The sequence below is a fragment of the Pseudomonas gingeri genome, from assembly GCF_013385425.1.
Classification (GTDB): Bacteria; Pseudomonadota; Gammaproteobacteria; order Pseudomonadales; family Pseudomonadaceae; genus Aquipseudomonas; species Aquipseudomonas gingeri_D.
This window is the reverse complement of record NZ_JACAQA010000005.1, coordinates 591877-609938: the sequence shown is the minus strand read 5'-3', so window position 1 is coordinate 609938 and position 18062 is coordinate 591877. Positions and strand designations below refer to the sequence as shown.

General features: G+C 61.8%; 22 protein-coding genes. 11 read left to right on the top strand and 11 right to left on the bottom strand.

Annotation, left to right across the window (positions count from 1 at the left end):
• Positions 1 to 19: 19 nt before the first annotated feature.
• Positions 20 to 1432, bottom strand: coding sequence for an amino acid permease (locus HX830_RS10635; protein ID WP_177100074.1), 1413 nt, complete (start codon positions 1430 to 1432; stop codon positions 20 to 22).
• A gap of 667 nt (positions 1433 to 2099) precedes the next feature.
• Between HX830_RS10635 and HX830_RS10630 the strand changes: the two genes are divergently transcribed.
• Both HX830_RS10630 and HX830_RS10625 read left to right on the top strand, forming a co-directional pair.
• A complete protein-coding gene (locus HX830_RS10630; protein WP_177100072.1) occupies positions 2100 to 2237 on the top strand; it encodes a hypothetical protein in 138 nt (45 codons plus the stop codon).
• A gap of 58 nt (positions 2238 to 2295) precedes the next feature.
• Positions 2296 to 3261, top strand: coding sequence for a leucyl aminopeptidase (locus tag HX830_RS10625; protein ID WP_177100070.1), 966 nt, complete (start codon positions 2296 to 2298; stop codon positions 3259 to 3261).
• 78 nt (positions 3262 to 3339) lie between these two features.
• On the opposite strand, the gene rluB is transcribed toward HX830_RS10625, so the two are convergent.
• From rluB to HX830_RS10600, 5 genes are all read right to left on the bottom strand, one after another.
• Complete coding sequence (gene rluB, locus HX830_RS10620; protein WP_103496517.1) at positions 3340 to 4545, bottom strand: 23S rRNA pseudouridine(2605) synthase RluB; 1206 nt, start codon at positions 4543 to 4545, stop codon at positions 3340 to 3342.
• A gap of 125 nt (positions 4546 to 4670) precedes the next feature.
• Positions 4671 to 5714, bottom strand: coding sequence for an SMC-Scp complex subunit ScpB (scpB, locus tag HX830_RS10615; RefSeq protein ID WP_103496516.1), 1044 nt, complete (start codon positions 5712 to 5714; stop codon positions 4671 to 4673).
• A gap of 12 nt (positions 5715 to 5726) precedes the next feature.
• A complete protein-coding gene (locus HX830_RS10610) occupies positions 5727 to 6425 on the bottom strand; it encodes a segregation and condensation protein A (RefSeq protein ID WP_177093350.1) in 699 nt (232 codons plus the stop codon).
• A 120-nt stretch (positions 6426 to 6545) separates the two neighbouring features.
• The gene (locus HX830_RS10605; RefSeq protein WP_103496514.1) at positions 6546 to 7175 is read right to left on the bottom strand and encodes an L-threonylcarbamoyladenylate synthase; all 630 of its coding nucleotides are present in this window, start codon (positions 7173 to 7175) and stop codon (positions 6546 to 6548) included.
• A gap of 13 nt (positions 7176 to 7188) precedes the next feature.
• Entirely contained in the window at positions 7189 to 8052 is an 864-nt protein-coding gene (locus tag HX830_RS10600; protein WP_103496513.1) for a PHP domain-containing protein, read from the bottom strand.
• Between the two features lie 84 nt (positions 8053 to 8136).
• Here HX830_RS10600 and HX830_RS10595 point away from each other — a divergent pair, with 84 nt between their 5' ends.
• The 6 genes from HX830_RS10595 (at position 8137) to HX830_RS10570 (ending at position 12337) form a co-directional block, all read left to right on the top strand.
• A complete protein-coding gene (locus HX830_RS10595; RefSeq protein WP_177100068.1) occupies positions 8137 to 8733 on the top strand; it encodes a septation protein A in 597 nt (198 codons plus the stop codon).
• Between the two features lies 1 nt (position 8734).
• Positions 8735 to 9034 carry a YciI family protein gene (locus HX830_RS10590; RefSeq protein ID WP_152738403.1) on the top strand — a complete coding sequence of 100 codons (300 nt, stop codon included), beginning with the start codon at positions 8735 to 8737 and terminating at the stop codon, positions 9032 to 9034.
• A gap of 109 nt (positions 9035 to 9143) precedes the next feature.
• Positions 9144 to 9554 carry a translation initiation factor 2 gene (locus tag HX830_RS10585; RefSeq protein WP_152738399.1) on the top strand — a complete coding sequence of 137 codons (411 nt, stop codon included), beginning with the start codon at positions 9144 to 9146 and terminating at the stop codon, positions 9552 to 9554.
• 32 nt (positions 9555 to 9586) lie between these two features.
• Positions 9587 to 10264: a response regulator transcription factor gene (locus HX830_RS10580; RefSeq protein ID WP_177100066.1), complete on the top strand. Its 678-nt coding sequence runs from the start codon at positions 9587 to 9589 to the stop codon at positions 10262 to 10264.
• 232 nt (positions 10265 to 10496) lie between these two features.
• Positions 10497 to 10928 (top strand): Spy/CpxP family protein refolding chaperone, encoded by a 432-nt coding sequence (locus HX830_RS10575; RefSeq protein ID WP_103496508.1) that lies wholly within the window; start codon positions 10497 to 10499, stop codon positions 10926 to 10928.
• Positions 10929 to 11002: 74 nt separating this feature from the next.
• A complete protein-coding gene (locus tag HX830_RS10570) occupies positions 11003 to 12337 on the top strand; it encodes an ATP-binding protein (protein WP_177100064.1) in 1335 nt (444 codons plus the stop codon).
• 7 nt (positions 12338 to 12344) lie between these two features.
• On the opposite strand, the gene HX830_RS10565 is transcribed toward HX830_RS10570, so the two are convergent.
• The 3 genes from HX830_RS10565 to HX830_RS10555 form a co-directional block, all read right to left on the bottom strand.
• Entirely contained in the window at positions 12345 to 12614 is a 270-nt protein-coding gene (locus tag HX830_RS10565; protein WP_152738397.1) for a type II toxin-antitoxin system RelE/ParE family toxin, read from the bottom strand.
• Positions 12604 to 12795 carry a type II toxin-antitoxin system RelB family antitoxin gene (relB, locus tag HX830_RS10560; protein ID WP_103496505.1) on the bottom strand — a complete coding sequence of 64 codons (192 nt, stop codon included), beginning with the start codon at positions 12793 to 12795 and terminating at the stop codon, positions 12604 to 12606. Before relB ends, HX830_RS10565 begins: the two co-directional genes overlap by 11 nt.
• 79 nt (positions 12796 to 12874) lie before the next feature.
• A complete protein-coding gene (locus tag HX830_RS10555; protein WP_152738395.1) occupies positions 12875 to 13435 on the bottom strand; it encodes a nitroreductase family protein in 561 nt (186 codons plus the stop codon).
• Positions 13436 to 13555: 120 nt separating this feature from the next.
• On the opposite strand from HX830_RS10555, the gene HX830_RS10550 reads away from it, so the two are divergent.
• On the top strand, positions 13556 to 15010 hold the full coding sequence (locus tag HX830_RS10550; protein WP_177100062.1) for a TrkH family potassium uptake protein: 1455 nt from the start codon (positions 13556 to 13558) through the stop codon (positions 15008 to 15010).
• Here the strand turns inward: HX830_RS10550 and HX830_RS10545 are convergent.
• Positions 14967 to 16028, bottom strand: a complete 1062-nt coding sequence (locus tag HX830_RS10545; protein ID WP_152738392.1) for an AraC family transcriptional regulator — start codon at positions 16026 to 16028, stop codon at positions 14967 to 14969. The two genes, HX830_RS10550 and HX830_RS10545, sit on opposite strands and share 44 nt — an antisense overlap.
• Positions 16029 to 16187: 159 nt before the next feature.
• On the opposite strand from HX830_RS10545, the gene HX830_RS10540 reads away from it, so the two are divergent.
• Both HX830_RS10540 and HX830_RS10535 read left to right on the top strand, forming a co-directional pair.
• Positions 16188 to 16499 (top strand): DUF962 domain-containing protein, encoded by a 312-nt coding sequence (locus tag HX830_RS10540; RefSeq protein ID WP_103496501.1) that lies wholly within the window; start codon positions 16188 to 16190, stop codon positions 16497 to 16499.
• 99 nt (positions 16500 to 16598) lie between these two features.
• Positions 16599 to 17189, top strand: a complete 591-nt coding sequence (locus HX830_RS10535; protein WP_152738389.1) for an HD domain-containing protein — start codon at positions 16599 to 16601, stop codon at positions 17187 to 17189.
• 6 nt (positions 17190 to 17195) lie between these two features.
• Here the strand turns inward: HX830_RS10535 and HX830_RS10530 are convergent, their stop codons facing one another.
• The gene (locus tag HX830_RS10530; RefSeq protein WP_177100060.1) at positions 17196 to 18017 is read right to left on the bottom strand and encodes a UDP-2,3-diacylglucosamine diphosphatase; all 822 of its coding nucleotides are present in this window, start codon (positions 18015 to 18017) and stop codon (positions 17196 to 17198) included.
• Positions 18018 to 18062: the final 45 nt, after the last annotated feature.

Below are 18062 nucleotides of genomic sequence, written 5' to 3'. Positions count from 1 at the left end.
GCTTGCAACGGATAAAAGCCTACTTCACCGCCAGCAATGCCTGTTGGGCACTGCGCCGATTCTTGATGCCGTAGCAGACCCACATGAACGCCACCCAGACCGGAATCGCGTACACCGAGACCTGGATCCCCGGAATCATCAACATGACGCCAAGGATGAACACCACAAACGCCAGGCACACATAGTTGCCATAGGGGTACCACAGGGCCTTGAACAGCGGGCTCTGTTGGGTGCTATTCATGTGCTGGCGGAACTTGAAGTGCGAGTAGCTGATCATCGCCCAGTTGATCACCAGGGTCGCCACCACCAGGGACATCAGCAATTCCAGGGCCTGTTGCGGCATCAGGTAGTTCATCACCACCGCGATGAAGGTCACCAGCGCCGAGGCCAGGATCGAGCGCACCGGCACGCCGCGCTTGTCGATCTTGGCCAGCGCCTTCGGCGCATCACCCTGCTCGGCCATGCCCAGCAGCATGCGGCTGTTGCAGTAGGTGCCGCTGTTGTAAACCGACAGCGCCGCCGTCAGCACCACGAAGTTGAGGATATGCGCCGCCGTGTTGCTACCCAGCATCGAGAACACCTGGACGAACGGGCTGCCGCTATAGGAGTCGCCGGAAGCGTTCAGCGTGCTCAGCAGGCTGTCCCAGGGTGTCAGCGACAGCAGGATCACCAGGGCACCGATATAGAAAATCAGGATCCGGTAGATGACCTGGTTGATGGCCTTGGGAATCACGGTTTTCGGCTGGTCGGCTTCAGCGGCGGTGAAACCGAGCATTTCCAGGCCGCCGAAGGAAAACATGATGATCGCCATGGCCATCACCAGGCCGCTGACGCCATTGGGGAAGAACCCACCGTGTTCCCACAGGTTGCTCACCGAGGCCTGCGGACCGCCGTGGCCGCTGACCAGCAGGTAGCTGCCCAGGGCAATCATGCCGACGATCGCCACCACCTTGATAATCGCGAACCAGAACTCCGCCTCGCCGAAAACCTTGACGTTGGCCAGGTTGATCGCGTTGATCAGGACGAAGAAGGCTGCTGCCGAGACCCAGGTCGGGACATCGGGCCACCAGTAGTGGATGTACTTGCCGACGGCGGTCAGCTCCGACATGCCCACCAGGATGTAGAGGATCCAGCAATTCCAGCCCGACAGAAAGCCGGCGAAACCGCCCCAGTACTTGTGGGCAAAGTGGCTGAACGAACCGGCGACCGGCTCCTCGACGATCATCTCGCCCAACTGGCGCATGATCATGAAGGCGATAAAACCGCAGATGGCGTAGCCGAGGATCATCGACGGACCGGCGGACTTGAGCACCCCGGCCGAACCGAGGAACAGGCCGGTACCGATGGCGCCACCGAGGGCGATCAATTGGATATGACGATTTTTCAGGCCGCGTTTAAGCTCGCCCGAAGCAAGGGGTGTATCAGGGGTCATGCGTCACCTGTTTGTTTTTATCTGTGACGAAATCGAACCCATCACGCTTATGACGCGATGGAGTGAACAAGGCGGGTAGCCTTGAGTGCACGGGCTTTCGGAGCATCGCAAGGTCGCCGTCGAAAGCCACAAAAATGCGCGGGTACGCAGTTGAGTCACAGGTAAAACGCCGCGCATTGTACACCGCCAGACCACCACTGGCAGGCATCCGCGCATCTCACCGCCCCCAGCGCGGGAGGACAAGGGGCCTTTTCGCCATAAAGAAAAATCCTACAGAGCCCCTCGGCAACTATTCCTTACGCCAATCCGAACCTCTTATTTTCAGGCGCTTTTACTGTCCAGATCGTCAGGTTTTCCTGACAAAGTGTCACGTTTTCTTGCCAACAAAGCCGTATACGGCCCCCGTTCGAAAATTGACAGACAGACTGTTTAGCGCGGGCTTTAGCGGGTGAATCGCTGTTTTTCCAGAAGAAGTTTTTTGCTCTGCAAGGCTGCAAAAAAAATTTGAAAATATTTTTTTGCGCCTATCGAGATACTGCACTAGGTTTTCAGCCACTTGCCGAAGCCTACAGTCGGCAAGCCGGAGAATCGGTTTTTATGCATAGGAATTTTCCTAGCAAAAAGCCTTTTCGACCGTCCAGCAATAACATTCCCAAGGAGATTCACCATGCAAGTCTCGGATCAGGACGTGAGCACTGAACTGCAACTGGACGATTGGTTTGAAGCCCCGACCCACGACGCGGCCGTGGAAATGATGCAAGCCGATGCTGTCGTGCCCTTTGGCACTGCGATGTGGCCTTTCTAAGGCCTCCAGGTGGGTGCGGTTTACCGCACCTACCCTCTGCTGCCCCAGGAACGACGTCATGGACAAGACCCGCGCCCTCGAACACTTTCTCTACTACCTCGCCCGTCATCCGGCCCTGGAAGGACTCGACCAGCCGAAGGTCCTGCTCGGCCATACCCCGGATTACAGCGAAATCACCGCGGCCATCATCGAGCAGGACGCCGAGCGCCGACAGTTCGACTTCAGCGCGCTACGCCTGGACCTTGAGCCAGCCCCGAGCCTGATCGAGGCCATCAGCGACAGCGACCTGTATATCTTTTTCTACGACTCCTCGATGCTCTCCCCGCCTCGCCCGCAAGGCCCGGAGTTCCTCCACGCATTGCATGGGGTCATGGCCGAGCAATGGCGCAAATCGCTGCTGTTCAAGGATTACGGCGATTACTTCTACGACACCTTCAGTGTCAGCCCGCAACGCATTGCCGACCTCAACGACAGCCTGATCCGCCGCATGTCCCGGGCCACCACCCTGAGCTTCAAGGACCGCCACGGCTCGCACCTGCAGGCGCCGCTGAGCAGTATCCGCAAGTGGACCAATATCAATGGCGTGGGCAACCACGACCTGGCCCCGGCGGAGATCGCCACCCACAGCGACGCCATCAACGGTTGCGTGAAGTTTGTCGGGACCTTTCTCGGCACCATTCCCTTTGCCCGCAAGTACGGAGTGCTGGAGTCGCCACTGGAGCTGTGGATCGAGGACTCGACCATCCGCCGCATTGCCACCGAAGTGCCTGGGCTGGAGGCGGATTTCAACAAGTACCTGAATGCCAATCCATCCAACCGTAGGGTCGAGGAACTGGGGATCGGTACGAATGAGGGGGTCAAGGCCCTGTATGCGCGCAACTCGGGTTTCGAGGAGCGCCATTGCGGCCTGCACCTGGGGTTGGGCGGTGGCGCCAAGGGCAGCCATCACCTGGACCTGATCTTTGCCAGCGGCGTGCTGGCGCTGGATGACAAGCCGGTGTTTGACGGGCAGTTTGCGTTTTGACCTGCCCCAAAAAACAAAACCCCATGACGTTGGCTCGTCATGGGGTTTCGGGTCTCGCGGTGCGCTCAAGCGCCTGCTTTACTCAGGCTTGCGACGCCCGAACCCCGGACGCTGGCCGGAACCGGCCGGGGCGCCACGACGCTTGCCCGACGGCGCGTCCTTGTCCAGGACCAGGCTTGGACGCTTGGTCTTGGGTGCCGGCTTGGCCGGACGCTTGCTGTCCGTCGGACGATCCGCCACTGGCGTACCACGGGTCGACTCACCACGACCGGCCGCCGGACGCGGGGCACGCGGTGCGCGCTCGCCATCCTGACGAGGAGCCGGCTTGCGGGCTGGACGCTCGCCTTCAATCCGCGGCTCGCGCTCACTGCGCTCGGCAGGTGCACCGGCGGCCGGACGCAGGGTCCGCACACGCTCGCCCTTGCCCACCGGACGAGAGGATTTGCGCTGCATACGCTCCAGCTTGTCCTTGCTCTTGGCATTGAGCTGCGGCATCGCTACCGGCGTCAGGCCGACCTCGGCACTGAGGATGTCCACTTCGTACTGGCTCATTTCACGCCAGCGGCCCATCGGCAGGTCGGAGTTGAGGAACACCGGACCGAAACGCACACGCTTCAGACGGCTGACCACCAAACCCTGGGATTCCCACAGACGACGCACTTCGCGGTTACGACCTTCCATCACCACGCAGTGGTACCAGTGGTTGAAACCTTCACCGCCAGGCGCTTCCTGGATATCGGTGAACTTCGCCGGGCCGTCTTCGAGCATCACGCCGGCCTTGAGCCGGGCAATCATCTCTTCGTCCACTTCACCACGGACACGGACCGCGTACTCGCGGTCCATTTCGTAGGACGGGTGCATCAAGCGGTTGGCCAGCTCACCGTCGGTGGTGAACATCAGCAGACCGGTGGTGTTGATGTCCAGGCGGCCGATATTGATCCAGCGGCCTTCTTTCGGACGCGGCAGCTTGTCGAACACGGTCGGACGGCCTTCCGGGTCGTCACGGGTGCAGATCTCGCCGTCGGGTTTGTTGTACATGATCACGCGGCGAACCGATTCGGACGCCTCTTCGCGCTTGATCACCTTGCCATCGATGGTGATGGCGTCATGCATGTCGACGCGCTGGCCGAGGGTGGCGTCTTTGCCGTTGACCTTGATCCGGCCTTTGCTGATCCAGCCTTCCACGTCGCGGCGCGAGCCGACGCCGATACGGGCCAGGACCTTCTGCAGTTTTTCGCCTGCTGGGCCGATTTCCTGGTCGTCTTTCTGCTTGATATCACTCATCTGGGCACCTCCCGGTGTGTCGATTCAGGCCTTGGCCTGAAGAAATTGAATCTGTTGCCTGGGCGAAGGGATCGCCGCGGGGGCGCGAATCATACGCCGATGTTGGCCATTATGCACTCTCGCAATCAATCATCGAGCAAGCGGCGTTCCTGTTCGATCGCCTCGGCCAGGGCCAGGGCTTCGGCTTCTTCATCGGTCAGCTGCGGCCGGCCGGCGGCCTTGTCCAGGGCCGCGACCGCCGCGAGCAATTGTTCCCGGGCCTGCTGGGCACCGACGAGATCCGGCTCCGGTACTTCTGGCACCGCGGGCTCTTCGACTGTTTCCGGCTCTTCTTCGAGCACTTCGTCGGCCTCGACTGCTTCGACTGTCACAGCGGGCTCAACAGGTTCAGCTCTTTCAAGCCCAGATTCCTGCAGCGGCAACTCGCCCGTCGGCACCATCGCGCCGTCACGCAGCAAATCGTCAAAGTCGGTCTTGATCCCCTCCTCCATGGAGTCCAGCTCCAGCAACAGGGTATGGAAGCTGGTTTCCTCCTTCGGCGCCTCGGCACCCTCCGGATCGAGACTGGCATCGGCCAGGGCCTGCAGGCTCGCGGGCACCGGCGCATCCTCGACATCGAACAGCGGCTCGGGCTCCATCTCCCGCAGTTCGGCCAGGGGCGGCAGGTCGTCAAGGTTCTTCAGGTTGAAGTGATCGAGAAACGCCTTGGTGGTGGCGAACATTGCCGGCTTGCCCGGCACCTCGCGGTAACCGACGACCCGAATCCACTCACGCTCCAGCAAGGTCTTGACGATCTGGCTGTTGACCGCCACGCCACGCACATCCTCGATCTCACCCCGGGTGATCGGTTGACGATAGGCGATCAACGCCAGGGTCTCGAGCATCGCCCGGGAATAACGCTGCGGACGTTCTTCCCAGAGCCGCCCGACCCAGGGAGCGAATTTCTCGCGCACCTGCAGACGATAGCCGGAGGCCACCTCCCGCAGCTCGAAGGCCCGCCCTTCGCAGGACTTGGCGAGGATCGTCAGGGCTTTCTTGAAGACCGGCGGCTCGGGCCGTTCGCCCTCCTCGAACAGCTCGAACAGCCGCTCCAGGGATTGCGGCTTTCCCGAGGCCAACAGAAAGGCTTCAAGCAGCGGGGCCAGCTCGCGGGGTTCACTCAGGTTCATGGATTGTGCTCGTTATTCAGCGCGCGCCCGCACATGGATCGCCGTAAAGGGTTCATTCTGCACCAGTTCGACCAGGGATTCCTTGACCAGCTCAAGAATCGCCATAAAGGTCACCACCACCCCCAGCCGTCCTTCCTCGGCGGTAAACAGCTCGACAAAGGGCACGAAGCCGCCGCCCTTGAGGCGTTCCAGTACATCGCTCATGCGCTCGCGAGTCGACAGTTGCTCACGACTGACCTGATGGCTTTCGAACAGGTCGCCACGGCGCAGGACCTCGGCCATGGACATCAACACTTCTTCCAGGCTCACGTCCGGCAACAGCTTGCGCGCCCGGGCCTCGGGGGCATCGAGCTTGGGCACCAGCACATCGCGGCCGACCCGGGGCAAGGTGTCGAGGCCCTCGGCGGCGCTCTTGAAGCGCTCGTACTCCTGCAGGCGACGGATCAGTTCGGCCCGCGGGTCGTCCTCTTCCGCCTCGATTTCGGCCGAACGCGGCAGCAGCATCCGCGATTTGATCTCGGCCAGCATCGCCGCCATCACCAGGTACTCGGCGGCCAGCTCCAGGCGCACCGACTTCATCAACTCGACATAACCCATGTACTGGCGGGTGATTTCCGCCACCGGGATGTCGAGGATATCGATGTTCTGCTTGCGGATCAGGTAGAGCAGCAAGTCCAGCGGGCCTTCGAAGGCTTCGAGAAAGACTTCCAGGGCGTCCGGCGGGATATACAGGTCCAGCGGCATCTCGGTGACCGCCTGGCCATAGACCAGGGCGAACGGCAGTTCCTGCTGGGCATCGGCCTGGCTGTCGACGTTTTCCACGGCGGACATTCAGGCCTCGACCATGAACGGCGCGGGGTCGCCACAGCCCACGCGGATCACTTCCGGCTCGCCGTCCGCCAGGTTGATCACGGTCGAGGCCTTGATCCCGCCGAAACCGCCGTCGATCACCAGGTCGACCTGATGTTCGAGCAACTGGCGGATCTCGTAGGGATCAATCATCGGATCGGTCTCGCCGGGCATGATCAGACTGACGCTCATCAGCGGCTCGCCCAGTTCTTCGAGCAGCGCCAGGGCAATCGGATGGCTGGGGATGCGCAGGCCGATGGTGCGTTTTTTCGGATGCAGCAACAACCGCGGGACTTCCCGGGTGGCATTCAGGATAAAGGTGTAGGGCCCCGGCGTATGGGCCTTGAGCAGGCGAAACAGGCCCGTGTCGACCTTGGCGAACAGCCCCAACTGCGACAGATCGCTGCAGATCAGCGCAAAGTTGTGCTTGTCGTCCAACTGCCGCAAACGGCGCACCCGCTCGACCGCATTCTTGTCGCCGATCTGGCAACCGATGGCATAGGACGAGTCGGTGGGATAGATCACCACCCCGCCCTTGCGAATGATTTCCACCGCCTGTTTGATCAGGCGCGCCTGCGGGTTTTCCGGATGAATCTGGAAAAATTGACTCACGTTTTCTACCTGTTCAGACGACGGCAGTAAGTTGCTCATGTTTGAAGCGACACCAGAGTGGCGGCAGATCTTCAGGAACCGGGCGGTATTCACCGATCTCGGACCAGCCTCCAGGACCATGGAAATCACTGCCGGCACTGACCAGCAGCCCGAACTCACGGGCAAGGATCGCCAGACTGCCTACCTGCTCGGCGGGTTGATGCCCATTGACCACTTCGATAGCGTGGCCACCTGCTTGAATATAGTCGCCAATCAGCTTGCGGCGCTTGCTGCGGGTGAAATCGTAGTGCCAGGGATGGGCCAGACTGACCCAGGCGCCGGACTCGCGCAGGGTGCCGACGGTGTCTTCCAGGGTCGGCCAGTGCAGCTTGACGTCCCCCAGCTTGCCCGCGCCGAGCCACTTGCGAAAGGCTTCGGCACGGTCCTTGACGAAACCGGCACGCACCAGGAAATCGGCGAAATGCGGACGCGCCGGGGCATTGCCGCTATCGCCCAGTTCCTGCTGGATCGCCCGCGCGCCTTCCAGCGCGCCGGGCATGCCCTTGAGCGCCAGCTTGCGGCTGATTTCCTCGGAACGCAGCCAGCGGCCCTCGTGCAAGCGGGCGATGGCCTCGACCAGCGCCGGCGCCTCGACGTCGAAGCCATAGCCCAGCACATGGATGGTCGCGCCACCCCAGGTGCAGGACAATTCGACGCCGTTGACCAGCCGCATCCCCAGCCCATCCGCCGCCGCACGGGCTTCGGCCAGGCCTTCGAGGGTGTCGTGATCGGTCAGGGCCAGGACCCGCACGCCTCTCTCGTGCGCACGGGCGACCAGGATCGCGGGCGCGAGGGCACCGTCGGAGGCCGTGCTATGGCAGTGCAGATCGATTTCCACGGGGATTGAATAACCTCTAGGCGGCGCTTTCGCTGGCAATGATGTTTGTTATTATGCCGTCACATCCTGCTTCTGGCTGCCACTGTGAAACAATTCATCGATTTCATCCCGCTCTTCCTGTTCTTCATCGTCTACAAAATCGAACCGCGGGTCATGGAGATCGCCGGCCACAGCCTGACCGTGGGCGGTATCTACAGCGCCACGGCCATGCTGATCATCAGTTCCCTGGTGGTCTACGGTGCCCTGTTCATCACCCACCGCAAACTGGAAAAAAGCCAGTGGCTGACCCTGATCGCCTGCCTGGTCTTCGGCAGCCTGACCCTGGCCTTCCACAGCGAAACCTTCCTCAAGTGGAAAGCCCCGGTGGTCAACTGGCTGTTCGCCCTGGCCTTTGCCGGCAGCCACTTCATCGGTGACCGCCTGCTGATCAAGCGCATCATGGGCCACGCCCTGAACCTGCCAGAGCCGATCTGGACCCGCCTGAACCTGGCCTGGATCGTGTTTTTCCTGTTCTGCGGCGGCGCCAACCTGTTCGTGGCGTTCACCTTCCAGCAGTACTGGGTCGACTTCAAGGTGTTCGGCAGCCTGGGCATGACCCTGCTGTTCCTGGTCGGCCAGGGCATCTACCTGTCCCGCCACCTGCATGACACCGACCCGACCATCCCGAAAACCGAGGACTGACATGCTCTACGCGATCATTGCCACCGACGTCGAAAACTCCCTGGACAAACGCCTGGCCGTGCGCCCGGCGCATCTGGAACGGCTGCATCAGCTCCAGGCGCAAGGGCGCCTGGTCCTGGCCGGCCCGCACCCGGCCGTGGACAGCAACGACCCGGGCGCCGCCGGTTTCAGCGGCAGCCTGATCGTCGCCGAGTTCGACAGCCTGAGCGCGGCGCAAGCCTGGGCCGAGGCCGATCCGTTCGTCGCCGGCGGGGTCTACGCCCAGGTGCTGGTCAAGCCGTTCAAGCAAGTCCTGCCATAAATTTCTCCCCTCGCGATGAACCTTCAGGGTTCATCGCGGCCCAATCGCTCATTATTCTCGTTCAGCAGCCGACAACCTGCCCAATGCCGATTGGAATCAGGAGTTTGCGATGCGCCAGGGTCCGTTGTTGCTGCTAGTGGTCATCTTGTCGATAGGGGCCGCCGCCCACGCCGAAGAGAGTCAGGGGTCGAGTAATTCCACCCCCCTGTCCTTGAGCGCCGGTAGCCAGATCACCGATTTGCAGCAACGCTTGAAAGAAAGCGAGCGACAACGAGAAGAGTTGAGCAAACAATTGCAGAGTGCCGACGCCGAGCGCGAAAGTGCCCAGTTGAGCCGCCTGCGCCAGGAAAACCAGCGCCTGAAGCTGCAACTCAAGGAAGCCCAGGCCAGTGCCGGACCGCGCCTGCTGACTGATCAGCAGCAATGGTTTGTCACTGGCGGGGGAGTTGCACTCGTGGCCCTGCTCTGCGGTATCTTCGCCAGTGGCGGACGTAGACAACGTCGGCAATGGCTGAATTGAGCGGCCAATAGCGATCCGTAATCGAGAGAGTCATGAGCGACCTGTTACTGATAGACGATGACCAGGAGTTGTGTGAACTCCTGACCAGTTGGTTGAGCCAGGAAGGCTTCCAGGTACGCGCCTGCCACGATGGCCAGAGCGCGCGCAAGGCCCTGGCGGACAGCGCCCCGGCCGCCGTGGTGCTGGATGTGATGCTACCCGATGGCAGCGGCCTGGAACTGCTCAAGCAATTGCGCAGCGATCACCCGGAGTTGCCGGTCGTAATGCTTTCGGCCCGCGGCGAACCCCTGGACCGTATCCTCGGCCTGGAGCTGGGCGCCGATGACTACCTGGCCAAACCCTGCGATCCCCGGGAACTGACCGCGCGCCTGCGCGCCGTACTGCGCCGCAGCCACCCGACCGCGACTCCGAGCCAGATGGAGCTGGGTGACCTGTGCTTCAGCCCGGTGCGTGGCGTAGTCACCATCGACCAGCAGGACTTCACCCTCACCGTCTCCGAAAGCCGCCTGCTCGAAGCCCTGCTGCAGCAACCCGGCGACCCCCTGGACAAACAGGAACTGGCGCAGATCGCCCTGGGCCGCAAGTTGACCTTGTACGATCGCAGCCTGGATATGCACGTGAGCAACCTGCGCAAGAAGATCGGTCCGCACCCGGACGGCCGCCCACGCATCGTCGCCCTGCGTAGCCGCGGTTACTACTACAGCCTGTAAACCCCTGTGGGAGCTGGCTTGCCAGCGATGACTGACGCAAGAGCGATGCAGGATTCAACCTCATCGCTGGCAAGCCAGCTCCTACAAGGGTCGGCATTGCCAGTCAGGCAAGTGTCAACCCGGGGCAAAAACCTCTTTACTCAAGCTTTACCCTCCCCTGACCGCCGCTGACCTTGAACTCCTTAATCTGTACTCATCCGGACTGACCGGAATCGAGACAAGGAGAAACACCATGCGCAAGACCCTTATCGCCCTGATGTTCGCTGCTGCACTCCCTACCGTGGCCATGGCCATGCCTCAAGACGGTGGCCCGATGGACGGCCCGGCATACGGTCACGACCAGCATCACGGCAAAGGTGGCTTCCAAAAACTGGACCTGACCAAGGAGCAGCGCCAGCAGATCCGCAAACTGGTGGGTGAACAACGCCATGATCGCAAGGCAATCGCCATCAAGTATCTGGAAAAGCTCTCGCCTGCCGACAAGGCTGCCTTCAAAGGCGAACTGGATGCCGCTCACCAGAAGACCCAAGGCCAGATCCGCGCCCTGCTGACGCCTGAACAGCAGAAGACCTTCGACGAAATGCAGAAAAAGCAGGCCGAGCGCCGTGCCGAATGGACCGAATTCAAAGCCTGGAAGGCGCAGCAGGCGCAAAAAGCGCAATAATCCGCTTATGCTCCAGCCCGACGGCCAACGCCGTCGGGCTTTCTTCGTTTGTACCGTTTGGTTGAGGACTTGCTGTGCGATCACTGTTCTGGCGCATCCTGGCCAGCTTCTGGCTGGCCATTGCCCTTGTCGCGGGCCTATCGATTCTGCTCATGCACATCCTCAACCAGGACAACTGGATTCTCAGCCGTCATCCGGGGTTGAACACGCTGGCCGAAGAGTGGACGCAAACCTACGAAAGCCAGGGCGAAGAAGCCGCCCAGGCAATTCTGGAACAGCGCAAGCAGCGTTATCACATTGATGTGCAAGTGCTCAACGAAGGCGGCGATCCGCTGGTCCGCGGAACCTTTCCACGTCGGGCCGCGGCCTTTGAAGCACGCCAGAACAACGATGACCGCAAGCTGCCCTGGCGGCGCCTGACGGTCGAATACACCAGCCCGAAAAGCGGCGAAACCTACCTGCTGATCTACCGTATTCCCCACCCGGAACTGGACGCCTGGCACCGCGAAAGCCTGCTACGCCCCCTCAGTGCCTTGGGCATTGCCCTGGTGGTGCTGACCTTGTTCAGTTTGCTGGTGACCTTGTCCATCACCCGCCCCCTGAGCCGTCTGCGCGGTGCCGTGCATGACCTGGGGCAGACCACCTACCAGCAAAACAGCCTGGCGAAACTGGCGGGGCGGCGCGACGAATTCGGTGTGCTGGCCAAGGACTTCAACCTGATGGGCGCGCGCCTGCAAAGCCTGATCAGCAGCCAGCGCCAATTGCTGCGGGATGTCTCCCACGAATTGCGCTCACCACTGGCACGCCTGCGCATTGCCCTGGCCCTGGCCGAACGCGCCGGTCCCGAGGAGCGCGAACGACTCTGGCCACGCCTGACCCGCGAATGCGACCGGTTGGAAGCGCTGATCAGCGAGATTCTCACCCTGGCCCGGGTCGACTCCGACCAGGCCAGCGCCGAAGAGGTCGACCTCACCGAGCTGATCACCACCTTGCAGAAGGACGCCAACCTGGGCTGCCCGGAACAGCCGGTGCACTTCGACGGCGAACCACCGTTGAGCTTCAAGGGCTGGCCGACCATGATCGAACGGGCTGTGGATAACCTGCTGCGCAACGCCCAGCGTTTCAATCCCGAGGGCCAGGCCATCGAGCTGACCGCGCAACGTCAGGGTGAGCGCATCGAAATCAGCGTGCGCGACCATGGCCCCGGCGTGGAGCCCGACCATCTGGCACAACTGGGTGAACCCTTCTACCGGGCGCCCGGGCAAACCGCCCCGGGCCATGGCCTGGGACTGGCCATTGCCCGGCGGGCGGCGGAACGGCATGGTGGCAGCCTGGTGCTGGCGAATCACCCCGAGGGTGGGTTTATCGCAAAACTGGATCTGCCTTTGGAGCCTGGGGCACTGGTTTAAGTGGCTATCAGGGATACTCTTGCCGGGCGTGCAGCACGGTGACTATCTCGATGAAATCTGTAATGCGGTAAACCACCAGATAGTTTGGATGCACGATGATTTCACGAGTGCCAGGCACACGACCAAACCGATACAAGCAGGGGTGTCGAGGAAGAGCTGAGGTCGCTGCCTCAATGGCGTCGTTTAAATTCTCGGCCGCCACAATATTTCGATCAGCGATGTAATTCAGGATCTCACGGAGTTCGGCCCGAGCTTCGGGCCGCCACTCAACCCGCATCGTTCCGATTGCGCTTCGAAGCGATCAAGGCACGCATTTCCGCCATCACATCATCATGTGGAACGTTAGGACGAGGGTCATCCAGGGAAGCCTGCACCTTGGCACGAAACCAACGGTCATAGCTGGCTGCCTGCTCTTCAGTCTCGAATTCCGACACTATGGGGGATAGTTGGGCGCTCATAAGGGCCTCCGGTGTAGATGCAAACCAGTTTACGCCCTATGAACGCCTGCTGTCTCAGCCTGAAGCTTCAGAAAACATTTCAAGCCGACCAGGCGCTGACAAACTGCGTCAGATCGACCTTCGGTGGCTGGCGCAGTTCGTTCTGCGGCGTGCCCAGGTACAGGAAGGCGATCACTTCCTCGTCATCGCCAAGCCCCAAACCCTTGGCCACATGGCGTGAATAGGACAGCTCGCCGGTGCGCCACACCGCGCCGATCCCCTGGGCATGGGCCGCCAGCAGGATGCCGTGGGCCGCACAACCGGCGGCCAGCAACTGCTCGGACTTCGGGACCTTGAAGTGCTCCTGCAAACGCGCCACCACCACAATCACCAAGGGTGCGCGCAAAGGCATGGCATGAGCCTTGTCGATGGCCGCCGGGTTCGCATCGCCCTCTTGCAGGCGCACGGCTTCAGCCAGCAGGCTACCCAATTGCTCGCGGGCCGCGCCCTCAACGGTCAGGAAACGCCAAGGCCGCAGTTGCCCGTGATCCGGTGCGCGCATGGCGGCGGCGAAGAGGATATCGCGCTGGGCCTGGGTCGGAGCCGGGTCGAGCAGGCGCGGTGCGGATACACGGTTGAGCAAATTGTCGAGAGCCTCCATCGGCCACCTCCTCTGGAAAATGATCGGGCTATTCTAGCCAGATCCCAGGCGGCCGTGCCGGTTTACATGATCGGGGTCACAGGTAAAATGGCGCCCGTCCCCCTTTCCCGAGCCTATTTCATGGCGATGCCGACCCTGCGCATCATTGGTTTCATCATCGGCATCTTCCTGATCACCCTGGCTGTCAGCATGGTCATCCCCATGCTGGTGCTGGTGGCTTTCGAACGCACCGGCGACCTGCCGGCCTTTCTCTGGGCCAGTACGATCACCTTCCTCGCCGGCCTGGCACTGGTGATCCGCGGTCGCCCGGAACAGGTACAACTGCGCCCCCGGGATATGTATCTGCTCACCGTCTCGAGCTGGGTGGTGGTGTGCATTTTCGCCGCGCTGCCCTTCGTGCTGACCCTGCACACCAGCTACACCGACGCCTTTTTCGAAAGCATGTCGGGGATCACCGCCACCGGTTCGACCGTGCTCAGCGGCCTGGACAGCATGTCCCCGGGCATCCTGATCTGGCGCTCGCTGCTGCATTGGCTGGGTGGGATCGGCTTTATCGGCATGGCGGTGGCGATCCTGCCGCTGCTGCGCATCGGTGGCATGCGCCTGTTCCAGACCGAATCCTCGGACCGCTCGCAAAAGGTCATGCCGCGTTCGCACATGGTGGCGCGCCTGATCGTCACCGCCTACATCGGCATCACCCTCCTCGGCAGCCTGGCATTCTGGTGGGCCGGCATGAGCCTGTTCGATGCGATCAACCACGCCATGTCGGCGATTTCCACCGGCGGTTTCTCCACCTCGGACCAGTCCCTGGCCAAATGGAGCCAACCGGCAGTGCACTGGGTGGCCGTGGTGGTGATGATTCTCGGCAGCCTGCCATTCACCCTCTACGTGGCGACCCTGCGCGGTCACCGCAAGGCACTGATCAAGGACCAGCAGGTGCAGGGCTTGCTCGGCCTGCTGCTGGTGACCTGGCTGGTACTCGGCACCTGGTACTGGTGGACCACCAACCTGCACTGGCTCGATGCCCTGCGCCACGTCGCACTGAACGTGACCTCGGTGGTCACCACCACCGGCTTTGCCCTGGGCGACTACAGCCTGTGGGGCAACTTCTCGTTGATGCTGTTTTTCTACCTGGGCTTCGTTGGCGGCTGCTCGGGCTCGACGGCCGGCGGGATCAAGGTGTTCCGGTTCCAGGTCGCCTATATCCTGCTCAAGGCCAACCTCAACCAGTTGATCCATCCCCGGGCGGTGATCAAGCAGAAATACAACGGTCACCGTCTCGACGAAGAGATCGTGCGTTCGATCCTGACCTTTTCGTTCTTCTTCGCCATCACCATTTGCGCCATCGCCCTGGCTCTGTCGCTACTGGGCCTGGACTGGATGACCGCGCTTACCGGTGCCGCCAGTACCGTCTCCGGCGTGGGGCCGGGCCTGGGCGAGGTAATCGGGCCATCGGGGAATTTCTCCACCCTGCCGGACGGTGCCAAGTGGATCCTGTCCCTGGGCATGCTACTCGGCCGGCTGGAAATCATCACGGTGTTCGTTCTGTGTATCCCCGCATTCTGGCGTCATTGATCGAGGCCACCGCCCCCAACATCCGCGCCCGGTATTCGCCGGGCGTGACCTCGAACCAACGGCGGAAGGCGCGAAAAAAGTTGCTCGGGTCAGCGAAGCCCAGCAGATAGGCGATTTCCAGCAAGGTCATGCGCGGCTGCGCCAGGTATTGTTCGGCCAACTCACGACGGGTGTCGTCGAGCAGCGCCTGGAAACTGGTGCCCTCCTCCTGCAAACGGCGCTGCAGGGTGCGCTGGGACAGGTGCAGGGTCTGCGCCACCACTTCGCGCTTGGGCTCGCCCTGGGGCAGCAGGCGACACAACACCTGGCGCGCCTTGTGGGTCACCCGGCTTTCCGAGAAGCGTGCCAGATATTCGCCGGCAAACCGGTCGTGGAGCAAGGCCATGGCCTCATTGGCGGTCGGCAACGGCGCTTCCATGTCGGCCTGCTCGAAGATCAGCGCATCGTAAGGTGCGTTGAATACCAGCGGCGCATGGAACACTTCCTTGTAAGGACCGAGATCCTCCGGCTCCGTCCCCTGCAGCAACACCTTGCGCGGCTGCAAGGTGCGCCCGGTCAGCCAGCCGCACAGCGCCAGGGCGCAGGCCAGGGACGCCTCGGCGCTCTGGCGGGTGGGCGGCAGATGGTCGCCGTGCACCGTCAGGATCAATGCATAACCCTCGGGCAAGAGGCGAAAGCTCAAGTCGGCGCTTTCGGCGATGATCCGCTGATAACGCACCAGGCGCCGGAAACCCTCGGCCAGGGTCTGGCTGGACATCAGCGCGTAGCCGGCAACATGAAAGGACGCCGGGCGCACCACCCGGCCCATGTTCAAACCAATCGCCGGGTTGCCGGAAAGCTCCACCGCGCGCTGCCAGAGGCGCGTCATCGAATCCTGGGGAAAACGCGCATCGGGGTCGTCCAGGGCTGCATAATCGAGCCCCAGCTGCCGGAACAGGACGCGACAGTCCAGGCCATCCATCTCCAGCGCCTTGACAATCCCCATCGCCCAGCTTGCAGAAGTCGTTCTCTCGCTCATGGCCTTTTCTTGCATGATAAGTCGTATAGGACGACTAATGGCCTAAGGATACTAAAGTGGCGTCTATTGTCACTGGTCGCCGCTGCCAATCACTCTAGACTCAAATAAGCTCCCCGTGGAACCCTCCATGGGCGAGGTCGCCAACGCGGAGAGTACCCCGTGGAAAACATCAGAAAATTCAACAGCTTCGCAGAGTTCTACCCCTACTACCTGAGTGAACACGGCAACAGTACCTGCCGCAGGTTGCATTTCGTCGGCACCAGCCTGGTGATCTTTTTCCTGGCATTGGCCATCGGTCGCGCCTCGGGAGGGTTGCTGCTGGCGGTGCCCGTGGCCGGTTATGGCTTCGCCTGGGTCGGCCATTTTTTCTTCGAGAAGAACCGCCCGGCCACCTTTGAACACCCCTTCTACAGTTTGCTCGGCGATTTCGTCATGTTTCGCGACATGATCCTCGGCAAGGTACCGTTTTAGGCCCGGGGGGCCAGCAAAGCGTCCTGCGCAGCCACTGCCAGGACGCGGGCAAGCCCTAGACTGAGTCCGGCAGCGATAAAAACCACAAGAGGACAGCCGATGACCGGACAAGCCCGCTTTACCCATATGCAGGACGGCACCCAGGAGGATTGGGCGGTGATTGCCGCCGACTTCAGCGCCTACGCACGACAACTGCCGGCACGGATCCTGACTCACCTGAAGCTGCTGGAGGGTGATTTCGGCGGTTTCCCGGTGGATCGCCTGACCCATTCGCTGCAAACCGCCAGCCGGGCCTGGCGCGACGGACGGGACGAGGAGTACGTGATCTGCGCGCTGCTCCACGATATTGGCGACACCCTGGGTTCCTATAACCACCCGGACATCGCCGCGGCGATCCTCAAGCCCTTCGTCAGCGCAGAAAACCTGTGGATGGTGGAAAAGCACGGAATTTTCCAGGGCTACTACTTCTTCCATTACCTGGGAATGGATCGCCATCTGCGCGAGCAGTTTCGCGAGCACCCGCAGTATCTGGCGACCATCGAGTTCTGCGCCAAATACGACGCGGCGGCCTTCGACCCGGACTACGAGAGCCTGCCCCTGAGCTTTTTCGAACCGATGATGGAGCGCGTATTCGCCCAACCCCGGCAGTCGATCTACAAGGCCGCGATGGCGCAGAACCAGACGGCCTGATAGGGGCTAACCCGCCTCGGCGACTTTTTCCAGCTCCAGCTTGAGCTGCGCCTCTTTCGCCTGGGCATCCGCCAGGCGATACAGCTCGATGGTGCCATCCCAGTGTTCGATCAGGGCGGTGCAGGACTCGACCCAGTCACCGCAGTTGAGGTAGTCCACTTCGCCGACCTTGCGGATCTCGGCATGGTGGATATGCCCGCACACCACCCCATCGAGCCCGCGCTTCACGCATTCGTGGGCGATCGCCTCTTCGAAGTCGCTGATAAAGCTGACCGCGGTCTTGACCTTGTGCTTGAGGTAGGCCGACAACGACCAGTAGCCATAACCGTAGCGGGCCCGCCAATGGTTCAGCCAGCGATTGAGGGTCAGGGTGAACTCGTAGGCCGAATCGCCGAGGAACGCCAGCCAGCGGTGATACCGGGTGATCACGTCGAACTGGTCGCCATGGATCACCAGCAGCTTGCGCCCGTCGGCGGTGTGGTGCACCGCTTCGTCGACCAGCTGGATATTGCCCAGGATCAGTTTGGAGTAACGGCGCAGGAACTCATCGTGGTTGCCGGTGACATAGACCACCTCGGTGCCACGCTTGCTCATGGTCAGCAGCCGGCGGATCACGTTGGTGTGCGCTTGCGGCCAGTACATGCCGCCACGCATCTTCCAGCCGTCGATGATATCCCCCACCAGGTAGATACGGTCGGCCTGATAGCCCTTGAGAAACTGCGACAGGTGTTCGGCCTGGCAGTCGCGGGTCCCCAGGTGCACGTCGGAAATCCACAGGGTTCGCACACGCTGCTTACGGCTGGGTTTGGCAAGCTCCGCACGGGTCATGGGCATTCTCCGGATTTTTCCTGAGCTTGCACCGGGGCAGTTAAT